The sequence below is a fragment of the Bradyrhizobium sp. FW305-F6 genome (genome assembly GCF_058782905.1).
On the sequence record NZ_JBYSYD010000002.1, the window covers coordinates 1,702,243 to 1,722,248 of the forward strand.

The following is a 20,006-nucleotide window of genomic DNA, read 5'->3' on the forward strand; positions in this document are numbered from 1 at the left end:
ACGCTAGACCTCAATTTTGCTGCTGCGCCGGCTCCAGACGGGCTGCGTCGATCACGAACTGCGCCAGTGACCGGCCAAGGCAATCATGGACCTGCTTCGCAAGCTCGGGCCCGCGGGACGGGCTGAACAGGTCGAACTGGCCCTGATCATTCCACTGCCGCATGATCGAGAAACGATCGAACAGCGGGATGTCATGCTCCTGCGCCACCACGCGCATATTATCTAGGAAAGGCTGTGCCGAAATCATCGTTTCGGTGCGGGGACTGTACTGCAAATTCATCAAGACGACGTCAGCCCCTGCCTTTTGCAGCGCAACAACACCGTCGGTGACCGCGCTACGAAATTCGTCGGGATCGATGGATCGGATAGCATCCACGGTCCCGGTCTGCCAGATCACCAAAGTAGGCGTTTTTGCTTCCATCAGCTTAACGAAGGTGGACGCGGTCTCCTCTGCCGTTTTCTTGCTCTGTATTTCTACGGAGACGTGCACGACCTCGGACGGCGGCAGCTTTTCCTTGAGGATCGCCTCCATGCGCGCCGGGTATGAGCTGCTTTCCGACGACGGAATCGTGGTCGAGCGGCTGCCGATGACCAGGATATCGAGCGGTTTGCCGGCCTTGACCGCATCCGCGACCTTGGGCAGCTGGCTTTCGCTGGAGAGCAGATAGGACGGCAATTCGCAGGCCGCGGGCACAGGGGATGTGGCAGGTGCGGCCGTGGTGGGTGAGGTCGTGACAGGCGTGGACGCGGCATCGCCCGCGCGCGCCAGGGGCGCGGCGAGGCCACAGCATAGCAGAACCAGGCTCAGGAGAACCTTCGCCTTCATCAGCCCCCTCCCGCCAGATCGGCGTTGCCGACGGCGTTCTTGGTTTTCGCACCGCTCTTGTCAGCCACGCGCTTGTACCATGAAATCACCCAGGCGACCCCCCACATGATCAGGACTCCGGAGAGACTAATCAACGCATGCATGGCCGGGCCGCCGGAGACTTCGGCAAGCACGAAATGGCCGGCAAAGGCCAGGAAAACGCCGAGGCAGAAGATCTCGAGGGAATGCTGCCCGCACAGGATCAGCGGCCGCAGCCAGGGCGACTTCAGGCCCGGCCAGTCCCGTGGCAGGAAGCGCACCGTGAGCGCGGCCAGCGCCAGGAAATGGATGAAGCGCAGCACGTCGAGGTCGGTCTTGTTGATCGGATACATCCACTGCTCGATCCGCTTCGGCATGAACAGGGAGAGCTGCGGCACATACCAGGTCAGCGTCACGTAGAACGCCGCGACGAGATAGGCGATCGCCATCCACATCGTAACGCGTGACGACAGAATGCGCGACATGCGCCGCGCACCTCCGAGCGCACACCATGCCCCGAACACGAACAGCAATTGCCAGGCAAAGGGATTGAAGGCCCAGAAGCCGTTCGGATAGGCCGACAGATAGAGATCGTACTCCCAGGTAACCGCGTAGAGCAGCACCGAAAGCCCGAGCGTGACGTCGGGCCGCCACTTCATCGACCACAGGATCAGCGGCAAGGCCAGCATCAGCACGATGTAGAGCGGCAGCACGTCCATGTTGACGGGACGAAAACGCAGAAGCAGCGCCTGCACGATGGTGACATCGGGCTGCTTGAGGAAGTCCATGATGCCCATCTCTTCGGTATAGAGCGGGTTCTCGAAGCGAGTCGCCACGTATGAGATCTCGGCGAGGAAGATCGTGAACAGGAAGACGTGGGCGACGTAGATCTGCCAGACGCGGCGCAGGATGCGCGCGGTGGCGATAAGTACGCCGCTCTCCAGCATCGCGCGGCCGTAGACGAAGGCCGCGGTGTAGCCGGAGATGAAGATGAAAATCTCCGTGGCGTCGCTGAAGCCGTAATTGCGGATAGTGAACCAGGTCAGCAGGCTCGCCGGCAGATGGTCGATGAAGATCAGCCACAGCGCGAGCCCCCGGAACAGATCGAGCCTAAGCTCGCGCTCGCCGATGGCGGGCAGCGTGATGGCCGGCGCGGCCGCGCGCGGCCTCGTCCCCGCAGGCTTGGTCCCCGAGATGGTCGATCCCGTCACCTGGTCGGCAATGCTCATCGGGGCTCAAAACCCTTCCGCAAATCGACGTTTCAAGCAGTGTACCGGCCCCGCCGATCTCTCGCAAAGCGGCCGCACGCAGCGAGGTCTCCTACCCTTCCAATTCTGGCGGGACGATGTCGCCTAAGCCGCTTGAGGGGTTTGGTTCCCGGCGGCGGATTCGGTATGATGGAGGTCATGTACCGCGCCGTGACCCGCCAGATTGAAGTGACCGTCGAGCCGAACTTTGTTCCGGAGCAGTCGTCGGCCGACCGCTCCCGCTATTTCTGGTCCTACACCATCGTCATCACCAATTCGGGCGACGAGACCGTCCAGCTCAAGACCCGGCACTGGATCATCACCGATGCCTCCGGCCGCCAGCAGGAGGTAAAGGGCGAGGGCGTGGTGGGCGAGCAGCCGGTCCTGGCCCCCGGCGAGCGCTTCGAATACACCTCCGGCGTGCCGCTCTCGACCGCCTCCGGCTTCATGACCGGCCGCTACCAGATGGTCAGCGAGACCGGCGAGCGCTTCGAGATCGACGTGCCGGCGTTTTCGCTGGACAGCCCCGACAGCAAGCGCGTGCTGAACTGACCCGCCGCTCTGGCGGCAAGCGCAGCACGCCCACATTTTCGGTCGTCCACCGAGCCGTTCTTCACATCACGCGGATCGGGAACACCATCCGAACGCCTCGCCCGGCAGGAAAGAGGGCCTCGAGCACCACGGTATCCGATCCGAGATAGCCACGCTGCGAGGTGTAGACGGCCTCGACGCCGGGCACGCGGCGGCGGTTGCAGACGCTGCGGATATTGCTCTCGGCGAAACGCGGAAACACACCGATGTTGCGGATCTTGACGCTGCCGTGCTCGGGCGCCTGTGCGACCCGCAGCACGACCGTACCAGCGGAGGTGCAATCCGGATTGGTGGCGGAGGCCTGATAGAGCATCAGCGGCCGGCCGGAAGCGACCACCTTGCCGGCGGGCGCCGCACCGACCGACAGCAACAACGCAGCAAGCACGCCCAAGACAATTCGCATCGTATCCCCCAGCCCCAATTGGACAGGATGATACACGCCGAAATTGCCCTGCGTCGAGAGAGCACGCAGGTTTGTGGGGACGGCTCTTTAGAATTCTTCTGACGGTGGCGGCGTCAGCGAAGGACGAGTGCTTAGGCGTCCTCCACGCCCGCCTCGTGCGGCGTGAACTGGTAGACCGACGAGCAGAACTCGCAGGTGACGACGACCTTGTCGTCCTTGACCATTGCGGCGCGATCGTCGGGCGAGAAGCTCTTCAACATCGAGGCGACCGCATCGCGCGAGCAGGAGCACCGCGCCTCGAGCGCCTGCGGATTGAACACGCGCACGCCGCGCTCGTGGAACAGTCGGAACAGCAACCGCTCGCCCGAGAGTTCGGGATCGATCAGCTCGACGTCCTCGACGGTCTCGATCAGCGAGCGCGCCTCGACCCAGGCGTCGTCCTCGGCAACGCTGTGCACCTCGGTGCCTTCAGGCGCATCACCGGGATGCAGGTCGGCCTGCCGCGCGCGCTCCGGCGCTTTCGGCAGAAACTGCATCAGCATGCCGCCGGCGCGCCAGCGATGCTTGCCGCCGTCGTTCGAGCGCCATTCCTCGCCGACCGCGAGGCGCACGCGCGTCGGGATCTGCTCGGAGCGCAGGAAATATTCGTGGGCGGCGTCTTCGAGGCTGCCCCCGTCGAGCGCGACCAGCCCCTGGTATCGGCTCATATCCGGACCCTGGTCGATGGTCATGGCGAGATGACCGCGTCCGAGCAGCGTGCCGGAATCCCTCGCCGTGCCCAGCCGCGAGGCATCGAAGCGGGCATAGGCGCGCAGATGGTCCGGCGCATTGTAGTCGACCACCAGGAACGACACCGGACCGTCGGTCTGGGCCTGGAGGATGAAGCGGCCTTCGAATTTCAGCGCCGAGCCGAGCAGCGTCGTCAGCACGATGGCCTCGCCGAGCAGCTTGCCGACCGGCGCGGGATAATCGTGCTTGGTGAGAATGTCGTCCAGCGCCGGGCCGAGCCGGACCAGTCGCCCGCGCACGTCGAGCGCGTCGACCTCGTAAGGCAGCACGGCATCGTCGATCGGAACCGCGGATGGCGCGCGAACCGGGCCTTCAGGCCCGGCTTTCATGTCAGGGGATTGGGAAACCATGGCGCATTATCTGGGGTCGGAGGGCGGAAATGGAAGGGGCGTGGGGAACCTCAAACTCAGTGTCGTCCCGGGGGCGCGCAAAGCGCGAGCCCGGGACCCATAACCACAGGGTGACGTTATTGCGCGAGATGACAACTCCGAGTCATCGCCAAACTCAATCCTGTGGCTCTCGCGACGAGCGCAAGCGCTCGCGCGGAGGTCCCGGATCGGCGCTTCGCTTCGCTGCGCTTGTCCGGGACGACAATTGCTTGTGAGGCCGCAGCCGGGCTTCCAGCGCACCTACTTCACTGCGTCGAAACACCAGGCCAGAATGCCCTTCTGTGCATGCAGGCGGTTTTCGGCCTCGTCGAACACGACCGATTGCGGGCCGTCGATCACCTCATCGGTGACCTCCTCGCCGCGATGCGCAGGCAGGCAATGCATGAACAGCGCATCTGGCTTGGCCAGCGACATCAGCTTGCCGTTGACCTGGTAGGGCTTGAGCACGTTGTGGCGATGCTCGCCCTCCTTGTCACCCATCGACACCCAGGTGTCGGTGACGACGCAATCGGCGCCGCGCACGGCGGCTTCCGGATCGGTGCCGAGCACGATCGGCGCGCCGGTCGCCTTGATCCAGTCGCGCATCGCCTTTTTCGGCGCGAGCTCCGGCGGCGTCGCGACATTGAGCTGGAACTTGAAGCGCTCGGCAGCATGGGCCCAGGACGCCAGCACGTTGTTGTCGTCGCCCGTCCAGGCCACCGTCCTGCCCTCGATCGGGCCGCGATGCTCCTCATAGGTCATGAGGTCCGCCATCACCTGGCAGGGATGCGAGCGTCGCGTCAGCCCGTTGATAACGGGCACGGTGGCGTTGGCCGCGAGCTCCAGCAACGCGTCGTGATTGAGGATGCGGATCATGATGGCGTCGACATAGCGCGACAGCACGCGCGCGGTGTCGGCGATGGTCTCGCCGCGGCCGAGCTGCATCTCGGCACCGGTGAGCATGATGGCTTCGCCGCCGAGCTGGCGCATGCCGACGTCGAACGAGACGCGGGTCCGCGTTGAGGGGCGCTCGAAGATCATCGCCAGCGTCTTGCCTTCGAGCGGCTTGACCGGCTGCTGCGCCTTCTGCTTCGCCTTCATCGCGGAGGACGCCGCGAGCATGCGCTTGAGCTCCGACAACGGCAGCTCGTTGATGTCCAGAAAGTGCTTCGGGGTCTTGTTGGGCGTCTGGCTCATCAGCTTGCCGCCCGCTTGGTCTGGCTGGACGAGATCGCAGTGCAGGCACGTTCGAGCCTGATGACGCTGTCCTCGATCTCGGCTTCAGTGACGATCAAAGGCGGCAGGAAGCGCACGACATTGTCGCCGGCACCGACGGTGAGCAGTTTTTCGGCGCGCAACGCCGCAACCAGATCGGCGGAGGGCACCACCGCCTTGATGCCGACCAAGAGCCCCTCGCCGCGCACCTCGCTGACGATGCCGGGGTGTCGGTCAACAACGGAGGCGAGCTTCTGCTTGAGCAGCAGCGACATCTTTTGCACATGGTCGAAGAAGCCGGGCTTGAGCATGACATCGAGCACGGCATTGGCGGCCGAGATCGCGAGCGGATTGCCGCCGAAGGTCGAGCCGTGCGAGCCGGGCCCCATGCCGGCGGCCGCCTCCGCGGTCGCCAGCACCGCGCCGATCGGGAAGCCGCCGCCGAGCGCCTTGGCCAGCGACATCACGTCGGGTGTGACGCCGGTACGCTTGTAAGCGAAGAGATCGCCGGTGCGGCCCATGCCGGTCTGCACCTCATCGAAGGCGAGCAGGAGGCCGCGCTCGTTGCAGAGCTCGCGCAGCGCCTTCAGGAAGCCGGCAGGCGCAGAACGAACGCCGCCCTCGCCCTGGATCGGCTCGATGAGAATGCCGGCGGTGTGCGGGCCGATCGCCTTCTTCACAGCCTCCAGATCGCCATGCGGCACCTGGTCGAAGCCGTCCATGGGCGGACCAAAGCCCTCGAGATATTTTGCAGATCCGGTCGCAGCGAGCGTCGCCAGCGTGCGACCGTGGAAGGCGCCCTCGAAGGTGATGAGGCGATAGCGCTCCGGATGCCCCTTGGAGAAGTGATGGTGGCGCACCAGCTTGATCACGCCTTCCAGCGCCTCCGCGCCGGAATTGCAGAAGAAGACGAAGTCCGCAAAGCTCTCGTTGCAAAGGCGCGCCGCGAGCTTTTCGCCGTCCGGGCTCTGGAACAGGTTCGACATGTGCCAGAGCTTCGTCGCCTGCTCCTGCACGGCCTTGACAAGCTCCGGATGAACATGACCAAGCGCATTCACCGCCACGCCCGAAGTGAAATCGAGATAGCGATCGCCGTTGGTGGCGATCAGCCAGCAGCCTTCGCCACGCTCGAAACCGAGGTCGGCCCTGGCGAAGACGGGGAGCAAATGCGGCGCTGCGCTGTTAGTCATGACGGCCACTTGAATGTTGCGGACGGTATGACGCGCGCATTGCGCAACGCACCACTGACCGGCCCCGGAAAACGAAACGTGCCGCCTTTTAAGGGCGGCACGTGGCACTATCTTATGCTTGGCAAGACGGGTGTCAATGCCACCCGGAAAGCCTCGCGAAACGCTGAATCCGTAGTCTTGCGGTGCCGATTTTGCGGGGTTTTCACTACGGAACATGTGGAAGCGAGTCTGCGGACTCTTGCGCGAGAGTCACGCCATATTGTAGCGTTTGGACTGTCAGATACGACATCTCGTGCAGCAGTTCTGATCCCAAGAGTCCTCATGTACCGGCGTAACGTTCGGGCGTCTTGAGCGCGCCCGGCGAGCCTTAAGGGATTCTGGCGGCACGGGTTTTTCACGGCTTAGGCATTCGCTGCGAAGGCCCCAGGATGGCAGGCGCGCAGCGAGGGAAAGGGTGCAATGACGGTTTTGACCTGGTCCGATGATCGCGTCGAGCAGCTGAAAAAGCTTTGGGAGGCCGGACTTTCGGCCAGCCAGATCGCGGCGGAGCTCGGCAATGTGACCCGCAACGCCGTGATCGGCAAGGTGCACCGGCTCGGCCTGTCCGGTCGCGCCAAGAGCCCGTCATCGGCAGCGCCGCGGCCGCGGAAGGCGCGGCCCGCGCAGCACATGATGCGGGTGACGCGGCCCGTCGCGCGCGGCAACACCGCGCTGGCGCAGGCCTTCGAGGTCGAGGTGGAGGCAGAGCCTGTCACCTACGACAACGTGGTGCCGATGAGCCAGCGGCTGTCGCTGCTGGAATTGAACGAGGCGACCTGCCACTGGCCGGTCGGCGATCCCTCGAGCCCGGATTTCTTCTTCTGCGGCGGCAAGGCGCTCTCCGGCCTGCCCTATTGCGCCCAGCATTCGCGCGTGGCCTATCAGCCCGCAGCGGACCGGCGCCGCGCAGCACCAAAGCCGGGCACGCGGTGAGTTCGTTAATCTACCTGATGGCAGTCGTGAAGCGATCACGGCTCCAGTAACTCGGTGTCATCCCCGCAAAGGCGGGGATCCATAGCCACAGGGCGCAGTCGTTGCGCGAGATGGTCATTCCGAGTCTTCGCCAAACCTCGTCCTGTGGTTATGGATCCCGGGCTCGCGCTGCGCGCGCCCCGGGATGACGGCGAGATTGAAGCCGCAGCTCGCTAATCCGAGATCAAGAAACTCAGGTCTGCTCCGCCTTCGCGAAGCGATCGTCCAGCGCGTAGCCGGCGCCGCGGACGGTGCGGATCGGGTCCTGCTCGCGGCCTAGGTTGAGCAGCTTGCGCAGGCGGCCGATATGGACGTCGACGGTGCGCTCGTCGATGTAGATGTCGCGTCCCCAGACGCTGTCGAGCAGCTGCTCGCGCGAGAACACGCGGCCGGGATGCTCCAGGAAGAACTCCAGGAGGCGATATTCGGTCGGGCCGAGGTCGATCGGCCGGCCCGAGCGTGCCACGCGGCGCTTGTCGCGGTCGAGCTCGATGTCGCCATAGGCCAGCACGGTGGCGAGCCGCTCGGGGCTGGCGCGCCTGAGCAGGCCCTTCACGCGGGCGAGCAGCTCCGGCACCGAGAACGGCTTGACGATGTAATCGTCGGCGCCGGTCGCAAGTCCCCGCACCCGCTCGCTCTCCTCGCCACGCGCGGTGAGCATGATGATCGGCAGCTGCTTGGTCTCCGGGCGGGTGCGCAGGCGCCGGCACAGCTCGATGCCCGACAGGCCCGGCAGCATCCAATCGAGCACGATCAGGTCGGGAATGTGCTCCTTGAGGCGGGTATCGGCATCGTCGCCGCGCATCACCGTCTCGACGTCATAGCCGTCGCCTTCGAGGTTGTAACGAAGAAGCTCTGTGAGAGCTTCCTCGTCCTCAACCACCATAATGCGTGCGCCCATGGTGTCGTCGCTCCTTAAGGTCTTCAGGTATTCGGTATCGTCGTGGCGAAGGTCGTCATGTCGCCCTTCGGCCGCTTGTCGGTGATCGCCTGGCCCTCGATCATGTAGAACACGGTCTCGGCGATGTTGGTGGCATGGTCGCCGATCCGTTCGATGTTCTTGGCGCAGAACATCAGGTGGATGCAGAACGAAATGTTGCGCGGATCCTCCATCATGTAGGTGAGGAGCTCGCGGAACAGCGAGGTGCAGATCGCGTCGACTTCCTCGTCGCCCTTCCACACCGCCATCGCCGCCGGCAAATCGTGCGCGGCATAGGCGTCCAGCACCGACTTGACCTGCTGTTGCACGAGGTCGGTCATGTGCTCCAGGCCGCGGAACAGCTTCAGCGGGTGGAAGTCCGTCTCCAGTGCTGCGACGCGCTTGCCCATGTTCTTGGCGAGGTCGCCGATGCGCTCGAGATCGGTCGCGACGCGCATGGCGCCGACGATCTCGCGCAGGTCCACCGCCATCGGCTGGCGGCGGGCGATCGTGAGCACCGCGCGCTCCTCGATGCGCTTCTGCAGCGTGTCGATATCGGTGTCGGTGGCGACGACGCGCTGGCCGAGCGGGACGTCGCGGCGGATCAGCGCGTCGACGGAATCGACGATCATGCGTTCGGCGATGCCGCCCATTTCGGCGACCAGGCGCGTGAGTTCCTGGAGGTCGCTGTCGAAGGCCTTTACGGTATGTTCAGAACCCATGTTCCGTCTCCTCAGCCGAACCGGCCGGTGATGTAATCCTGCGTGCGCCGGTCTGTCGGCGACGTGAAGATCTTGCTGGTGTCGTCGAACTCGATCAGCTCGCCGAGATACATGAAGGCGGTCTTGTCGGAGACGCGCGCCGCCTGCTGCATGTTGTGGGTGACGATCGCGATCGTGTAGTTCTCGGACAGTTCCTGGATCAGCTCCTCGACCTTGGCGGTCGAGATCGGATCGAGCGCCGAGCAGGGCTCGTCGAACAGGATCACCTCGGGCCGCACCGCGACGGTGCGGGCAATGCAGAGGCGCTGCTGCTGACCGCCGGAGAGCGAGAGGCCGGAGGCGTTGAGCTTGTCCTTGACCTCGTTCCACAGCGCGCCGCCACGCAGCGCCTTCTCGACCCGGCCGTCCATCTCGGATTTCGAGATCTTCTCGTAGAGACGGATGCCGAAGGCGATGTTCTCGTAGATCGTCATCGGGAACGGCGTCGGCTTCTGGAACACCATGCCCACGCGCGCGCGCAGCAGGTTGAGGTCGAGCTTGGGGTCGAGGATGTTGGTCTGGTCGAGCAACAGCTGACCGTCCGCGCGCTGGCCCGGATAGAGATCGTACATCCGGTTGAAGATACGCAGCAGGGTGGACTTGCCGCAGCCGGACGGGCCGATGAAGGCCGTGACGCGGTTGGCGCCGAGCACCAGGTTGATGTTCTTCAGCGCGTGGTGATCGCCATAGTAGAAGTTGAGGTTGCGCGCCGTGACCTTGGCGGGCGCCTCGGGAAGCGGCTGCGAGCCGGGGTGAACGGTCGGCGCACTGACGGAAACAGACATTTCACTCATTTCGGAGTCCTCTCGGCGCCGATGATGCGCGCGCCAATGTTAAGGGCAAGCACGGTCAGGGTAATCAACAACGCGCCGCTCCAGGCGAGCTGCTTCCAATAGGCGTAGGGGCTCTGCACGAAATTGTTGATGGTCACCGGCAGGTTGGCCATCGTCTTGTCCAGGCCCAGGCTGAAGAACTGGTTCGAGAGCGCAGTGAACAGCAGCGGCGCCGTCTCGCCGGCGACGCGTGCGGTGGCGAGCAGCACGCCGGTGATCAGGCCGGCCCGTGCCGCGCGATACGCGATGCGCTTGATCACCAGCGAGCGCGGCAGTCCCAGCGCGCTGGCGGCTTCACGCAGCGGATTCGGCACCAGCAGCAACATGTCCTCCGTGGTGCGCACCACGACCGGGATCACGATGACGGCGAGCGCCAACGCGCCTGCAATCGCCGAGAAGCCGCGCATCGGCACCACCACCGCGCCATAGATGAAGAGGCCAATGATGATCGAAGGCGCCGACAGGAGAATGTCGTTGATGAAGCGGATCACCGAGGTCAGCTTGTCGTTGCGGCCGTATTCGGCAAGATAGGTGCCCGCGAACATGCCGAGCGGCGCGCCGATGCCGACGCCGATCGCGGTCATGATCAACGAGCCGACGATGGCGTTGCGCAGGCCGCCCTCGGTCGATCCGGGCGGCGGCGTGTCGGCGGTGAAGACCTGGAAGCTGAGCCCGGCCAGGCCGTTGTAGAACAGCGTGACCAGGATCAGCGCGAGCCAGGTGACGCCGAACGCGGCGGCTGCGATGCAGAGACCGCGAATGATGATGTCTCCGCGGCGGCGGCGTGCATAGATCGGGTTCATGGCTTCACTTCCCGGCCTTGGTTTCGAGGCGCATCAGCATCAATCGGGCGGCTGCGAGCACGAAGAACGTCAGCACGAACAGGAGCAGACCGAGCAGGATCAGGCCGGACTGGTGCAGGCCGTCGCTCTCGGCGAACTCGGAGGCGATCGCCGCCGAAATCGTCGTGCCCGGGGCGAAGATCGACGAGGAGATCCGGAACGAGTTGCCGATGATGAAGGTCACCGCCATGGTCTCGCCGAGCGCGCGTCCCAGCGCCAGCATGACGCCGCCGATGATGCCGACGCGGGTGTAGGGGATCACCACGCTGCGGACGACTTCCCACGTGGTGCAGCCGACCCCATAGGCGGCTTCCTTCAACACCGGCGGCACCGTCTTGAAAACGTCAACCGAGATCGAGGTGATGAAGGGCAGCACCATGATGGCGAGGATCAGCGCGGCGTTGAACAGGCTGAGATAGGACGGGGGACCGGCGAAGATCGCGCCCAGCACGGGAACGCCGTCGAACACGCTGATCATGAATGGCTGGAAGGTGTTGGCCAGGAACGGGCCCAGCACGAAGAAGCCCCACATGCCGTAGATGATCGAGGGAATGCCGGCGAGCAGTTCGATCGCCATGCCGATCGGGCGGCGCAGCCATTGCGGACAGAGCTCGGTGAGGAAGATCGCAATGCCGAGACCGACGGGAATGGCGATCAGCATCGCGATGAAGGAGGTGACGAGCGTGCCGTACATCGGCCCGAGCGCGCCAAGCACAGGCGGATCGGCCGAAGGGGCCCAACGCTGCGTCCACAGGAACGACAGGCCGTATTCCTTGATCGCCGGGAAGGCGCCCACGATCAGCGAAATGATGATGCCGCCGAGAATGAGCAGCACCGAGATCGCAGAAAGCCGCGTGATCCAGTAGAAGGTGACGTCACCCAGCTTGAACGCGCTCAACGCCTTGGCGCGGTCATACGGTCCGGCAGCATCAATTACATTGCTCTCGACAGCCATCTCAGCCACGCCGATCCCCTATTTTACGTCACGCCATATACACGCCGCCAATAGAGGCGGTCATGTCGACAATCTGTCCCGCGCGCTCGGGAAAGTTTAACCGGGCCCGCGAGGTGCGCGGCCCGATGGGAGATACTCCCAACGGACCCGGAATCTCGAAGGCTCCGGGCTCTCTCGCTTCACTCGCGCCCCGGAAATACGGGGCGCGAGCTTCGCGACGGTGCAATCAGCTCTTAATTTCCGACGACCACGTCTTCTCGATCTGCTTCACGACCGAGTCGGGCATCGGGATGTAGTCGAGCTCCTCCGCCATCTTGTCGCCCTTCTCGAACGCCCACTTGAAGAACTTGATGGCTTCCTGGGATGCCGCCTTGTCGGTCGCATCCTTGTGCATCAAGATGAAGGTCGCACCCGTGATCGGCCACGACGTTTCGCCCGGCTGGTCGGTCAGGATCACATAGTAATTCTTGGAGCCGGCCCAGTCGGCATTGGCGGCTGCAGCCTGGAAGGCCGCAACGGTCGGCTGCACGGTCTTACCAGCCTTGTTGATCAGGGCACCGTAGGTCAGCTTGTTTTGTTTGGCATAGGCATACTCGACATAGCCGATCGAGTTCTTGGTCTGGCTGACATTGCCCGCGACGCCTTCATTGCCTTTGGCGCCTACACCCGCTGGCCACTCGACGGCGGTACCGGCACCGACCTTCGTCTTCCACTCGGCATTGGTCTTCGAAAGGAAATCGGTCCAGATGAACGTGGTGCCGGAGCCGTCCGAGCGACGCACGACGGTGATGGCGTCCGAGGGGAGCTTCACCTTGGGGTTAAGCTTGGCGATCGCTGGGTCATTCCACGTCTTGACCTTGCCCAGATAGATGTCGCCCAGCAACTCACCAGAAAACACCAGCTCGCCCGACTTGATCCCTTCGAGATTGACGACCGGCACCAAGGCACCCATCGCCTGCGGCCACTGGATCATTCCATCCTTTTCAAGTTGCTCGGACTTGAGCGGCATATCGCTCGCGCCGAAGGTCACGGTCTTGGCCTGGATCTGCTTGATGCCGCCACCGGAACCGATCGACTGGTAGTTCAGACCGTTGCCCGTCTCCTTCTTGTAGGCGTCAGCCCACTTCGAATAGAGCGGGAACGGGAAGGTCGCGCCGGCACCCGTGATGTCAGCGGCAAGCGCCACCGTCGTCGATGCGGCGACCAAGCCGACAGCGACCATCGTCTTGATGAAATTCATGCTGGTCTCCATACAGGGGAGCGAAGCGCCATCAGCGCCCGATCGCGCTCCCCGCGCCGCCCCGTTTAGGAGCGGACCGCTGTGCTTTTACGAAGGTTACGTGACAGTTGGATGACACAGTCAATCCATTGAAATCACTGAGATTTCAGCTCGCGACGGGAGCCTTTCCCTGAGGAAAACAAGCGGTGAAGGTGGCGCCCTGTTTGGGCACGCTTTCGATCAGAAGCCGGCCGCGATGACGGTTAAGAATATGTTTCACCAGCGATAATCCGAGCCCGGTGCCGCCCTGCGAGCGGCTGTCGCCGACATCGACCCGGTAGAACCGCTCGGTCAGCCGTGGCAGATGTTCCGGAGCGATGCCCGGGCCGAAATCGCGGACCATGATCCGGATTTCCTGAGTTCCGTCAGCGGCCGGGGCTTGATTCAGCGACACGATGACGCGTCCGCCCGAGGCGCCGTATTTGAGCGCATTCTCGATCAGGTTCTCGAACAGGCGAAGCAGCTCCTCACGGTCCCCCGCAATCATCACCGGTGGGTCCGGCAGTTGGATCTCGACCTCGACCTGACGCTCGCGCGCCAGCGGCTCGAGCCCGTCGGCGACCTGGCGGATGATCGGGATGAGATCGACCAGGGTGTCGGGCCGGACATGGGCGGACAGCTCGACCCGCGACAGCGACAAGAGATCGTCGATCAGGCGCGCCATGCGGGTGGCCTGGTTGTGCATGATGCCGAGGAAGCGCTCGCGGGCCTTGGGATCGTCCTTGGCCTGGCCCTGGAGCGTGTCGATGAAGCCCGACAGCGCGGCGAGCGGCGTGCGCAGCTCGTGGCTGGCGTTGGCGACGAAGTCGGCGCGCATCTCTTCGACCCGGCGCAGCGGCGTCTGGTCGTGGAAGGTCATCAGCATGCATTTGTCGGCGCCGCCGAAGCTGGTCGGCACCGGCACCGGCGTGATCATCAGCTCCATCCAGCGATCGACCGGAACGTGGTCCAGATAGGTCGCGCGCCGCGCCTCGGTGGTCGCGATCGCCTCGCGCAGCGCCGTGATGATCTCCGGCGAGCGCAGTGCGAACTGGGCCAGTTCGTTCCGGCGCAGTGCCGGCGCGAGCTGGGCGGCGGCGGCATTGAGATGGATGACGCGACCCGCGCGGTCGAGCAGCACCGCCGGATCCGGCATGCCGGCAACCACCGCGGCCACCGCCGCGCTCTCGACCGGGTTGATGCGCCTGACGTCGTCGCGGGAGGCCGCGGGATCATGCAGCCGCCACGGGATCAGGGCTGCTGCTGCGATGCAGAGGAACACGATCGCGGCGTGCAGCGCCGACAATTCGCCCAGCGAGACCACGATGGACAGCGCCAGCGCCGCGGCGATCAGGATGATGGTCGAGTGCCGCAGCCGGTCGGACCAGGGCTGGGCGGGGGGAGAAGATGGGGCGTCGATCGCCATCTGGGCGGCTTCTCCTTGAGGCGTTGCGCCGGTCAGGCGCCGCCGTCGCTGCGCTCTCTCGCATAGGCGGCTTCACGCGCCGGGCCGGGGTCGAGCTTGAGCGCCGCCTGTTGCAGGCGCTTCGAACGTGCGCCGATGATAACTTCTCGAAGCGTCAGCAAGATTACAGACAGGACGAAGGGGGAGAGATAATACAGGATGCGGAACAGGAGCATGCCGCCCAGAAGCTCCTCGCGGTCCATCTGCCAGAGGCCGACCAGCATGGCGGCGTCGAACACGCCGAGCCCCCCCGGGGAATGGCTGGCAAAACCGAGCAGGGTGGCAGAGACGAAGATCACCGCTACCACGACGAAGCCGACATGGGGCTCGTCCGGCACCAGGACATACATCGCCAGCGCGCAGAAGCCGAGATCGACGATGCCAATCGCGATCTGAAGCAGCGTCAGCGGGCCGCCCGGCAGCACCACGGTCCAGGGGCCGCGGCCGACCACCCGCGGCTGGGTCCAGACCCAGACCACGTAGCCGATTAGCGCCACGATGATCATCAGCGCCAGAGTCCGGTTCAGCCAGGGCGGAAGCTGGTCGATCGAAGCGGCGGCCTCCGGGTGATAGGCGATGCCGAGACCGAGCACCGCGGCATTGCCCAGCCAGAACGTCAGGCCGGCGAGGAAGCAGATCTTTGCGACGTCGATCGCGTTGAGGCCATAGGCCGAATAGATCCGGTATCGCACTGCGCCGCCGGTGAAGACGGAGGCGCCGACATTGTGGCCGATCGAATAGCTGGTGAAGGCCGCTAGCGCATTGATCCGGTAGGGCACATGGCCATGGCCGATCGCGCGCGTGGCGAAGAGATCGTAGAAGGTCAGGGTGAAGTAGCCTGCGGCGACGAACAGCGCCGCCATCGCAATCTGGCTCGGCTCGGTGCTCTTGATCGCTTCGAGCACCTCGTTGAAATCGATGCCGCGCAGCATGTGGTAGAGCACATAGCAAGCGATGCCGATGACCGCGACGCTGATCACAACTCCAAGCTTATGCAGGATTTGCTTCTGGCGCAGAAACGACGTCGCCCTGCGTATGGCTTCCAGCATCTAGACCTCGAACAACGCTTCAGCGGCCAGGGTGGCCGGCGGACAGGCGGACGACGCACAGGCACTCAACGAACCCTCGCCGCCGGCTCCGGCGTCGCGCATGCCCCCTGCCCTTCCACTAGCCTGTTTTCGGGCGGAGTGGAATTCGCCAATTCGAACAAAAACACGTGCCTTCAGTATTTTAGGCAGGGTGACGGCTCCCGGTGCAGGGTTTGACGCCTTCGGCGGCAAGGCTTGACGCGAATCTCCATGGCAATCCTGCGCAAGCGCCATGAAGTTTTGATGATTTCGGCCGCACAATGTTCCGTCACGCCTTAAGTCCACGTCAATCTATGGGCCCGACCTGCCTGTTGAAAGAGGGGGCGATCGACGCGGCCGGCCACCGCCTTGTGATGCGCCGAAAGGCCGCGGACACATCTCGTCCCCTTGGGGGAGGGTGCACAGCAACATCACAGAGAGGCAGGCGGGGCGGTGCGCGAGACCACGCGGTCGCGCAGCCAGGCACCGATGGTGCAGCCGACGAGATAGCAAGCGAACATGATCAGGCCGAGGTCGAGCCAATAGCCGAAACGGCCGGGGACCACATGGGCGAGCGAAGCCGCGACCAGGGCGACAGCCAGCGCGGCGAGCCACCAGGCCGTCACCTTCGAGGTACCCTTGCCGCGCTGGACCACCGAGATCCAACCCATGCAAAAGCCCAGCAGCAGCGAGCCGATCAGCCAACCCAGATGAAACGAGACGAGATAGGGCATCGTCACCTCACCAGAAATTCGATGCGGCGGTTCTGCGCCTTGCCCTCATCGGTATCATTGCCGGCGACGGGCTGCGTGCTGCCCTGGCCCACCGCAGTGAAGCGGCTGGGGGGCAGGCCCGCCTTGACCAGATAGTCGATCACCGCCTGGGCGCGCTTTTCGGAGAGATCCTGGTTGAAGGAGTCCTCGCCGTCGGCGTCGGTATGTCCCACGACCTCGATATTGACGGTGGGACAGCGCAGCGCCGTCTCGATGAGGCGATCGAGAATACCGGCTGAATCGGGATCGATCTCCGCGCGCTTGTTTGCGAAGCGGATCTTGCTCTTGGTCAGGAGCTCGGAGAACAATTGCTGGCACACGGTGCCGTCGACCGGACCTGCCGCGGGCTTCACCGTGATCTCCGGCTTGTACTGCCAGTTCTTCGGGAAGTCCTTGCCCAGCCCTGCGCGGATCTCGGCGGCGGCGCCCTCGTAGAGCGCATCGCCCGACAGCTTCACCTCGCGATCGGAGACGACGAGCGTTCCGGTCGACAGCCGCGACAGCGCGCCGAGCGCAGCGACGACCGCGGTGTTGAAGGCGCCGGGTGCGCCGATGCTGGCCTTGAGATTGTCGACGACCTTTTCGGTGAAGAACTTTCGCGAGGCGCTGGTGGCGATCGCGGCGTGGACGTTGTTGTCGGGAACATAGCCGGTTAGCGTCACCGTCGCGGCGACCGGGTCCTTGTAGGCCTGGAAGATGTAGGGCGGCGCCTTGATTTCGTTGGCGGCAATCGAAAAGCCCTCGGGCAGGTTCTTCAGCGCCGCCGCAATCGCCTCCCGGCCGCCGAGCTCGCGCGCCATGCCGGACAGGTGGACCTTGGTGTCCGTGATCGTGATCTTGCCGTCCTTGAGCTTGCCGATCTGATCCAGGAGCAGCATCGCGGTGGCCTCGAACCGTGGCGGCGCGCCGCGCGCCAGCCCCATCTGGTCGGCGACCTCGACACCGCCGACTTCCTTTCGGGCCGCCTCGGTCAGCCGGGCCTTCATCGAGGGCAGAGGCGCGGAGCCCGACAGCGTCACCCGCACCACGTCGCGCTCGGCGTTCCAGACAAACGGGTTGGCCTCAGGAACAAGGCGGGTCCGGTCGTCGACCAGTCGCACGCCGGGGACGGTTTCGACCGCCGTCACGGCGTCGCGGCGCCCCTCCTCGGAAAACGCCTCCGCGGCCAGCCGGACGTCGCGGCCATCGACCGCGATCCGGGTCTTGTCCAGAACGGTATCCTTCAACGCCGCCGAGCTGCGGGCCGACAGATCGGCCTCGACCGGTAACGTATTGTTCCAGGCCGCAAATCCCCACATGACGACCAGAGGGATCAACCCCAGCCACCACTTGCTGGCCCACGAGAAAAGCTTCTGCATTCGACGACCCGAACTCTGGAAACGGAGACAAAACAAACCCTTGGCAGGCTGTCAAACCGGAAATGGGGCCTGCCTGGCGAACCTCCGTGGACAATCGGACTAACTTTTTCTTCAAGGGTTCTTCCGTAAGTTGAGGACGGAATGCCAGAGCCTCCGGCCGGTCATGAAACAACTGCGTAACAACGTCATCCGTGCCGGGCTGGGAGCACTCTATTTCAGCGGGGCGCACCACCTGTTGCGCCCGCTCCTGTCGGGCGTCGGCGCCATCTTCATGCTGCACCATGTGCGGCCGGCGCGAGAGGCCGCGTTCCAGCCGAACCGGCACCTCGAAGTCACCCCCGAATTCCTGCGCGCCACGCTGTGCCATTTGCGCTCGCGCGAGATCGACATCGTCAGCATGGACGAGCTGCATGAGCGGCTGGTGCAGGGCCGGTTCGACCGCCGCTTCGCCGCCTTCACTTTCGACGATGGCTATCGGGACAATCTGGAGCACGCATTGCCGGTGCTGCGCGAATTTGACGCGCCGCTGACGGTCTATGTGACGAGCGATTTTGCCGAAGGGACCGGACGGTTGTGGTGGACGGCGCTGGAGGCCGTGATCGCCGGGACCGAGCAGATCGAAATCCAGATCGGCAATTCCGCGCTGCGGCTCGATGCGACGACGCCGGCAGCCAAGCAGGCGGCGTTCGACCGCCTGCATGACTGGCTGCGCGCGCTGCCGGGCGAGCAAGATCTTGCGCGCGAGATCGGAGCGCTGTGCACGAGGTACGGTGTCGACATGGGAGCGCTGTGCCGCAGCCTCTGCCTGTCCTGGGCCGAGCTGAAGACCTTTGCCGCAGATCCGCTGGTCACGATCGGCGCGCACAGCATCAGCCATTGCAACCTCGCCAAGCAGGCGGAAGACGCAGCCGCGCAGGAGATGGCCGTGAGCCGCGCGCGGATCGAGCAGGCGCTGGAGCGCCCCGTAATGCATCTCGCTTACCCCTATGGCGACCGCGAGGCTGCGGGGATGCGCGAATTCGCCCTTGCCGCCGCGGCCGGCTTCAAGACCGCGGTGACGACGCGGCCCGGCATGCTGTTCGCCGAGAATGCCGGCCACATGACCGCGCTGCCGCGCGTTTCGCTGAACGGCAATTACCAGGACGCGCGCATCCTGCCGGTGCTGACCTCGGGCGCTGCGACCGCGATGTGGAACGGCTTCCGCCGCATCGCGGCGGCATAGCGGGTCACGCTCCGCAGCCGCGGAGATTGACTCCCCCTCCCGCCCCGCTCACAACGGGCGCCAACCCAGGGAGGCATCATGTTCAACGATCTGTTCTCGCTCAAAGGCCGTGTCGCGCTGGTGACCGGCGGCTCGCGCGGCATCGGCAAGATGATCGCGGCGGGATTTCTCCATGCCGGCGCAGCGAAGGTCTACATCACCGCGCGCAAGGCCGGCCCGTGCGAGGCCACCGCCAACGAGCTCACCGCGCAATATGGCGGCGAATGCATTGCGTTGCCGATCGACATCTCCACGGTCGCCGGCTGCGAGCTGCTCGCGAGTGAATACGGCAAGCGCGAGTCCAGGCTCGACATCCTCGTCAACAATGCGGGCGCGGCCTGGGGCGCGGAGTTCGACGAATTTCCCGAGAGCGGCTGGGACAAGGTGATGAACCTCAACGTCAAGGCGCCGTTCTTCCTGACCAAGTCGCTGGCGCCGACGCTGCGCGCGTCAGCGAGCGCTGAACGGCCGGCGAAGGTAATCAACATCGCCTCGATCGACGGCATCTTCGTCAATCCCGGCGAGACCTATTCCTATGCCGCGAGCAAGGCCGGGCTGATCCATCTGACGCGGCGCATGGCGGTGAAGCTCATCCCGGACCACATCGTCGTCACGGCGATCGCGCCGGGCCCGTTCAAGTCCGACATGAACCGCGCCGCGCGCGACCACGCCGACGAGGTCGCAACGCGCGTCCCCGTGGGCCGCATCGGCACCGACGAGGATATGGCGGGCGCTGCGATCTACCTGGCCTCGCGCGCCGGCGACTACGTGGTGGGAGCGACCATCGCGGTTGACGGCGGCATCGTTTATGCGAACCCGGGGATCAAGGGCAGCGGGTGGGACAGTGATTGATCCG

General features: G+C 64.7%; 20 protein-coding genes. 4 read left to right on the forward strand and 16 right to left on the reverse strand.

Annotation, left to right across the window (positions count from 1 at the left end):
* Positions 1-10: 10 nt before the first annotated feature.
* Together AC3WLX_RS19430 and AC3WLX_RS19435 are read right to left on the reverse strand one after the other, a co-directional pair.
* Positions 11-826 (reverse strand): SGNH/GDSL hydrolase family protein, encoded by an 816-nt coding sequence (locus AC3WLX_RS19430; protein ID WP_492337156.1) that lies wholly within the window; start codon positions 824-826, stop codon positions 11-13.
* The gene (locus AC3WLX_RS19435; RefSeq protein ID WP_492337157.1) at positions 826-2,073 is read right to left on the reverse strand and encodes an OpgC domain-containing protein; all 1,248 of its coding nucleotides are present in this window, start codon (positions 2,071-2,073) and stop codon (positions 826-828) included. The genes AC3WLX_RS19430 and AC3WLX_RS19435 overlap by 1 nt, the downstream gene beginning before the upstream one ends.
* Positions 2,074-2,250: 177 nt before the next feature.
* On the opposite strand from AC3WLX_RS19435, the gene apaG reads away from it, so the two are divergent.
* Entirely contained in the window at positions 2,251-2,643 is a 393-nt protein-coding gene (gene apaG / locus AC3WLX_RS19440) for a Co2+/Mg2+ efflux protein ApaG (RefSeq protein ID WP_291630349.1), read from the forward strand.
* A gap of 61 nt (positions 2,644-2,704) precedes the next feature.
* Here the strand turns inward: apaG and AC3WLX_RS19445 are convergent, their stop codons facing one another.
* The 4 genes from AC3WLX_RS19445 to AC3WLX_RS19460 form a co-directional block, all read right to left on the reverse strand.
* A complete protein-coding gene (locus AC3WLX_RS19445; protein WP_492337158.1) occupies positions 2,705-3,085 on the reverse strand; it encodes a hypothetical protein in 381 nt (126 codons plus the stop codon).
* A 131-nt stretch (positions 3,086-3,216) separates the two neighbouring features.
* Complete coding sequence (locus AC3WLX_RS19450; protein ID WP_492337159.1) at positions 3,217-4,224, reverse strand: Hsp33 family molecular chaperone; 1,008 nt, start codon at positions 4,222-4,224, stop codon at positions 3,217-3,219.
* Between the two features lie 279 nt (positions 4,225-4,503).
* A complete protein-coding gene (gene argF / locus AC3WLX_RS19455; RefSeq protein ID WP_492337160.1) occupies positions 4,504-5,439 on the reverse strand; it encodes an ornithine carbamoyltransferase in 936 nt (311 codons plus the stop codon).
* On the reverse strand, positions 5,439-6,647 hold the full coding sequence (locus tag AC3WLX_RS19460; protein ID WP_492337161.1) for an aspartate aminotransferase family protein: 1,209 nt from the start codon (positions 6,645-6,647) through the stop codon (positions 5,439-5,441). The genes argF and AC3WLX_RS19460 overlap by 1 nt, the downstream gene beginning before the upstream one ends.
* A 459-nt stretch (positions 6,648-7,106) precedes the next feature.
* Here AC3WLX_RS19460 and AC3WLX_RS19465 point away from each other — a divergent pair, with 459 nt between their 5' ends.
* Positions 7,107-7,619 (forward strand): GcrA family cell cycle regulator, encoded by a 513-nt coding sequence (locus AC3WLX_RS19465; RefSeq protein ID WP_291629833.1) that lies wholly within the window; start codon positions 7,107-7,109, stop codon positions 7,617-7,619.
* A gap of 232 nt (positions 7,620-7,851) precedes the next feature.
* Here AC3WLX_RS19465 and phoB read toward each other — a convergent pair whose 3' ends face one another.
* The 10 genes from phoB to AC3WLX_RS19515 all read right to left on the reverse strand — a co-directional run bounded on the left by phoB (position 7,852) and on the right by AC3WLX_RS19515 (position 17,889).
* Entirely contained in the window at positions 7,852-8,559 is a 708-nt protein-coding gene (gene phoB / locus AC3WLX_RS19470; protein WP_008143479.1) for a phosphate regulon transcriptional regulator PhoB, read from the reverse strand.
* A 23-nt stretch (positions 8,560-8,582) separates the two neighbouring features.
* Positions 8,583-9,299, reverse strand: coding sequence for a phosphate signaling complex protein PhoU (gene phoU / locus AC3WLX_RS19475; protein ID WP_492337162.1), 717 nt, complete (start codon positions 9,297-9,299; stop codon positions 8,583-8,585).
* Between the two features lie 11 nt (positions 9,300-9,310).
* Positions 9,311-10,132, reverse strand: coding sequence for a phosphate ABC transporter ATP-binding protein PstB (gene pstB, locus AC3WLX_RS19480; RefSeq protein WP_291621132.1), 822 nt, complete (start codon positions 10,130-10,132; stop codon positions 9,311-9,313).
* Positions 10,129-10,974: a phosphate ABC transporter permease PstA gene (pstA, locus tag AC3WLX_RS19485; RefSeq protein ID WP_492337163.1), complete on the reverse strand. Its 846-nt coding sequence runs from the start codon at positions 10,972-10,974 to the stop codon at positions 10,129-10,131. The genes pstB and pstA overlap by 4 nt, the downstream gene beginning before the upstream one ends.
* Positions 10,975-10,978: 4 nt before the next feature.
* Entirely contained in the window at positions 10,979-11,968 is a 990-nt protein-coding gene (pstC, locus tag AC3WLX_RS19490) for a phosphate ABC transporter permease subunit PstC (protein ID WP_291621136.1), read from the reverse strand.
* 226 nt (positions 11,969-12,194) lie between these two features.
* On the reverse strand, positions 12,195-13,208 hold the full coding sequence (pstS, locus tag AC3WLX_RS19495; protein WP_291621128.1) for a phosphate ABC transporter substrate-binding protein PstS: 1,014 nt from the start codon (positions 13,206-13,208) through the stop codon (positions 12,195-12,197).
* Between the two features lie 145 nt (positions 13,209-13,353).
* Positions 13,354-14,652, reverse strand: a complete 1,299-nt coding sequence (locus AC3WLX_RS19500; RefSeq protein ID WP_492337164.1) for an ATP-binding protein — start codon at positions 14,650-14,652, stop codon at positions 13,354-13,356.
* A 32-nt stretch (positions 14,653-14,684) separates the two neighbouring features.
* Positions 14,685-15,740, reverse strand: a complete 1,056-nt coding sequence (locus AC3WLX_RS19505) for a lysylphosphatidylglycerol synthase domain-containing protein (protein WP_291621125.1) — start codon at positions 15,738-15,740, stop codon at positions 14,685-14,687.
* A 449-nt stretch (positions 15,741-16,189) separates the two neighbouring features.
* Complete coding sequence (locus AC3WLX_RS19510) at positions 16,190-16,492, reverse strand: hypothetical protein (protein WP_492337165.1); 303 nt, start codon at positions 16,490-16,492, stop codon at positions 16,190-16,192.
* A gap of 2 nt (positions 16,493-16,494) precedes the next feature.
* Positions 16,495-17,889 carry an OmpA family protein gene (locus AC3WLX_RS19515; protein WP_492337166.1) on the reverse strand — a complete coding sequence of 465 codons (1,395 nt, stop codon included), beginning with the start codon at positions 17,887-17,889 and terminating at the stop codon, positions 16,495-16,497.
* Positions 17,890-18,052: 163 nt separating this feature from the next.
* On the opposite strand from AC3WLX_RS19515, the gene AC3WLX_RS19520 reads away from it, so the two are divergent.
* On the forward strand, positions 18,053-19,111 hold the full coding sequence (locus tag AC3WLX_RS19520) for a polysaccharide deacetylase family protein (protein WP_492337167.1): 1,059 nt from the start codon (positions 18,053-18,055) through the stop codon (positions 19,109-19,111).
* A gap of 78 nt (positions 19,112-19,189) precedes the next feature.
* Positions 19,190-20,002 carry an SDR family oxidoreductase gene (locus AC3WLX_RS19525; RefSeq protein WP_492337168.1) on the forward strand — a complete coding sequence of 271 codons (813 nt, stop codon included), beginning with the start codon at positions 19,190-19,192 and terminating at the stop codon, positions 20,000-20,002.
* Positions 20,003-20,006 lie beyond the last annotated feature (4 nt).

What these genes read in the sequence shown, in the direction of transcription:
- AC3WLX_RS19500 (WP_492337164.1), bottom strand. Translation starts at nt 14,652, where the DNA reads ATGGCGATCGACGCCCCATCTTCTCCCCCCGCCCAGCCCTGGTCCGAC.
- AC3WLX_RS19435 (WP_492337157.1), bottom strand. Translation starts at nt 2,073, where the DNA reads ATGAGCATTGCCGACCAGGTGACGGGATCGACCATCTCGGGGACCAAG.
- pstS (WP_291621128.1), bottom strand. Translation starts at nt 13,208, where the DNA reads ATGAATTTCATCAAGACGATGGTCGCTGTCGGCTTGGTCGCCGCATCG.
- phoU (WP_492337162.1), bottom strand. Translation starts at nt 9,299, where the DNA reads ATGGGTTCTGAACATACCGTAAAGGCCTTCGACAGCGACCTCCAGGAA.
- apaG (WP_291630349.1), top strand. Translation starts at nt 2,251, where the DNA reads ATGTACCGCGCCGTGACCCGCCAGATTGAAGTGACCGTCGAGCCGAAC.
- AC3WLX_RS19450 (WP_492337159.1), bottom strand. Translation starts at nt 4,224, where the DNA reads ATGGTTTCCCAATCCCCTGACATGAAAGCCGGGCCTGAAGGCCCGGTT.
- pstC (WP_291621136.1), bottom strand. Translation starts at nt 11,968, where the DNA reads ATGGCTGTCGAGAGCAATGTAATTGATGCTGCCGGACCGTATGACCGC.
- pstB (WP_291621132.1), bottom strand. Translation starts at nt 10,132, where the DNA reads ATGAGTGAAATGTCTGTTTCCGTCAGTGCGCCGACCGTTCACCCCGGC.
- AC3WLX_RS19445 (WP_492337158.1), bottom strand. Translation starts at nt 3,085, where the DNA reads ATGCGAATTGTCTTGGGCGTGCTTGCTGCGTTGTTGCTGTCGGTCGGT.
- AC3WLX_RS19460 (WP_492337161.1), bottom strand. Translation starts at nt 6,647, where the DNA reads ATGACTAACAGCGCAGCGCCGCATTTGCTCCCCGTCTTCGCCAGGGCC.
- AC3WLX_RS19525 (WP_492337168.1), top strand. Translation starts at nt 19,190, where the DNA reads ATGTTCAACGATCTGTTCTCGCTCAAAGGCCGTGTCGCGCTGGTGACC.
- AC3WLX_RS19430 (WP_492337156.1), bottom strand. Translation starts at nt 826, where the DNA reads ATGAAGGCGAAGGTTCTCCTGAGCCTGGTTCTGCTATGCTGTGGCCTC.
- pstA (WP_492337163.1), bottom strand. Translation starts at nt 10,974, where the DNA reads ATGAACCCGATCTATGCACGCCGCCGCCGCGGAGACATCATCATTCGC.
- phoB (WP_008143479.1), bottom strand. Translation starts at nt 8,559, where the DNA reads ATGGGCGCACGCATTATGGTGGTTGAGGACGAGGAAGCTCTCACAGAG.
- AC3WLX_RS19515 (WP_492337166.1), bottom strand. Translation starts at nt 17,889, where the DNA reads ATGCAGAAGCTTTTCTCGTGGGCCAGCAAGTGGTGGCTGGGGTTGATC.
- AC3WLX_RS19465 (WP_291629833.1), top strand. Translation starts at nt 7,107, where the DNA reads ATGACGGTTTTGACCTGGTCCGATGATCGCGTCGAGCAGCTGAAAAAG.
- AC3WLX_RS19520 (WP_492337167.1), top strand. Translation starts at nt 18,053, where the DNA reads ATGAAACAACTGCGTAACAACGTCATCCGTGCCGGGCTGGGAGCACTC.
- AC3WLX_RS19505 (WP_291621125.1), bottom strand. Translation starts at nt 15,740, where the DNA reads ATGCTGGAAGCCATACGCAGGGCGACGTCGTTTCTGCGCCAGAAGCAA.
- argF (WP_492337160.1), bottom strand. Translation starts at nt 5,439, where the DNA reads ATGAGCCAGACGCCCAACAAGACCCCGAAGCACTTTCTGGACATCAAC.
- AC3WLX_RS19510 (WP_492337165.1), bottom strand. Translation starts at nt 16,492, where the DNA reads ATGCCCTATCTCGTCTCGTTTCATCTGGGTTGGCTGATCGGCTCGCTG.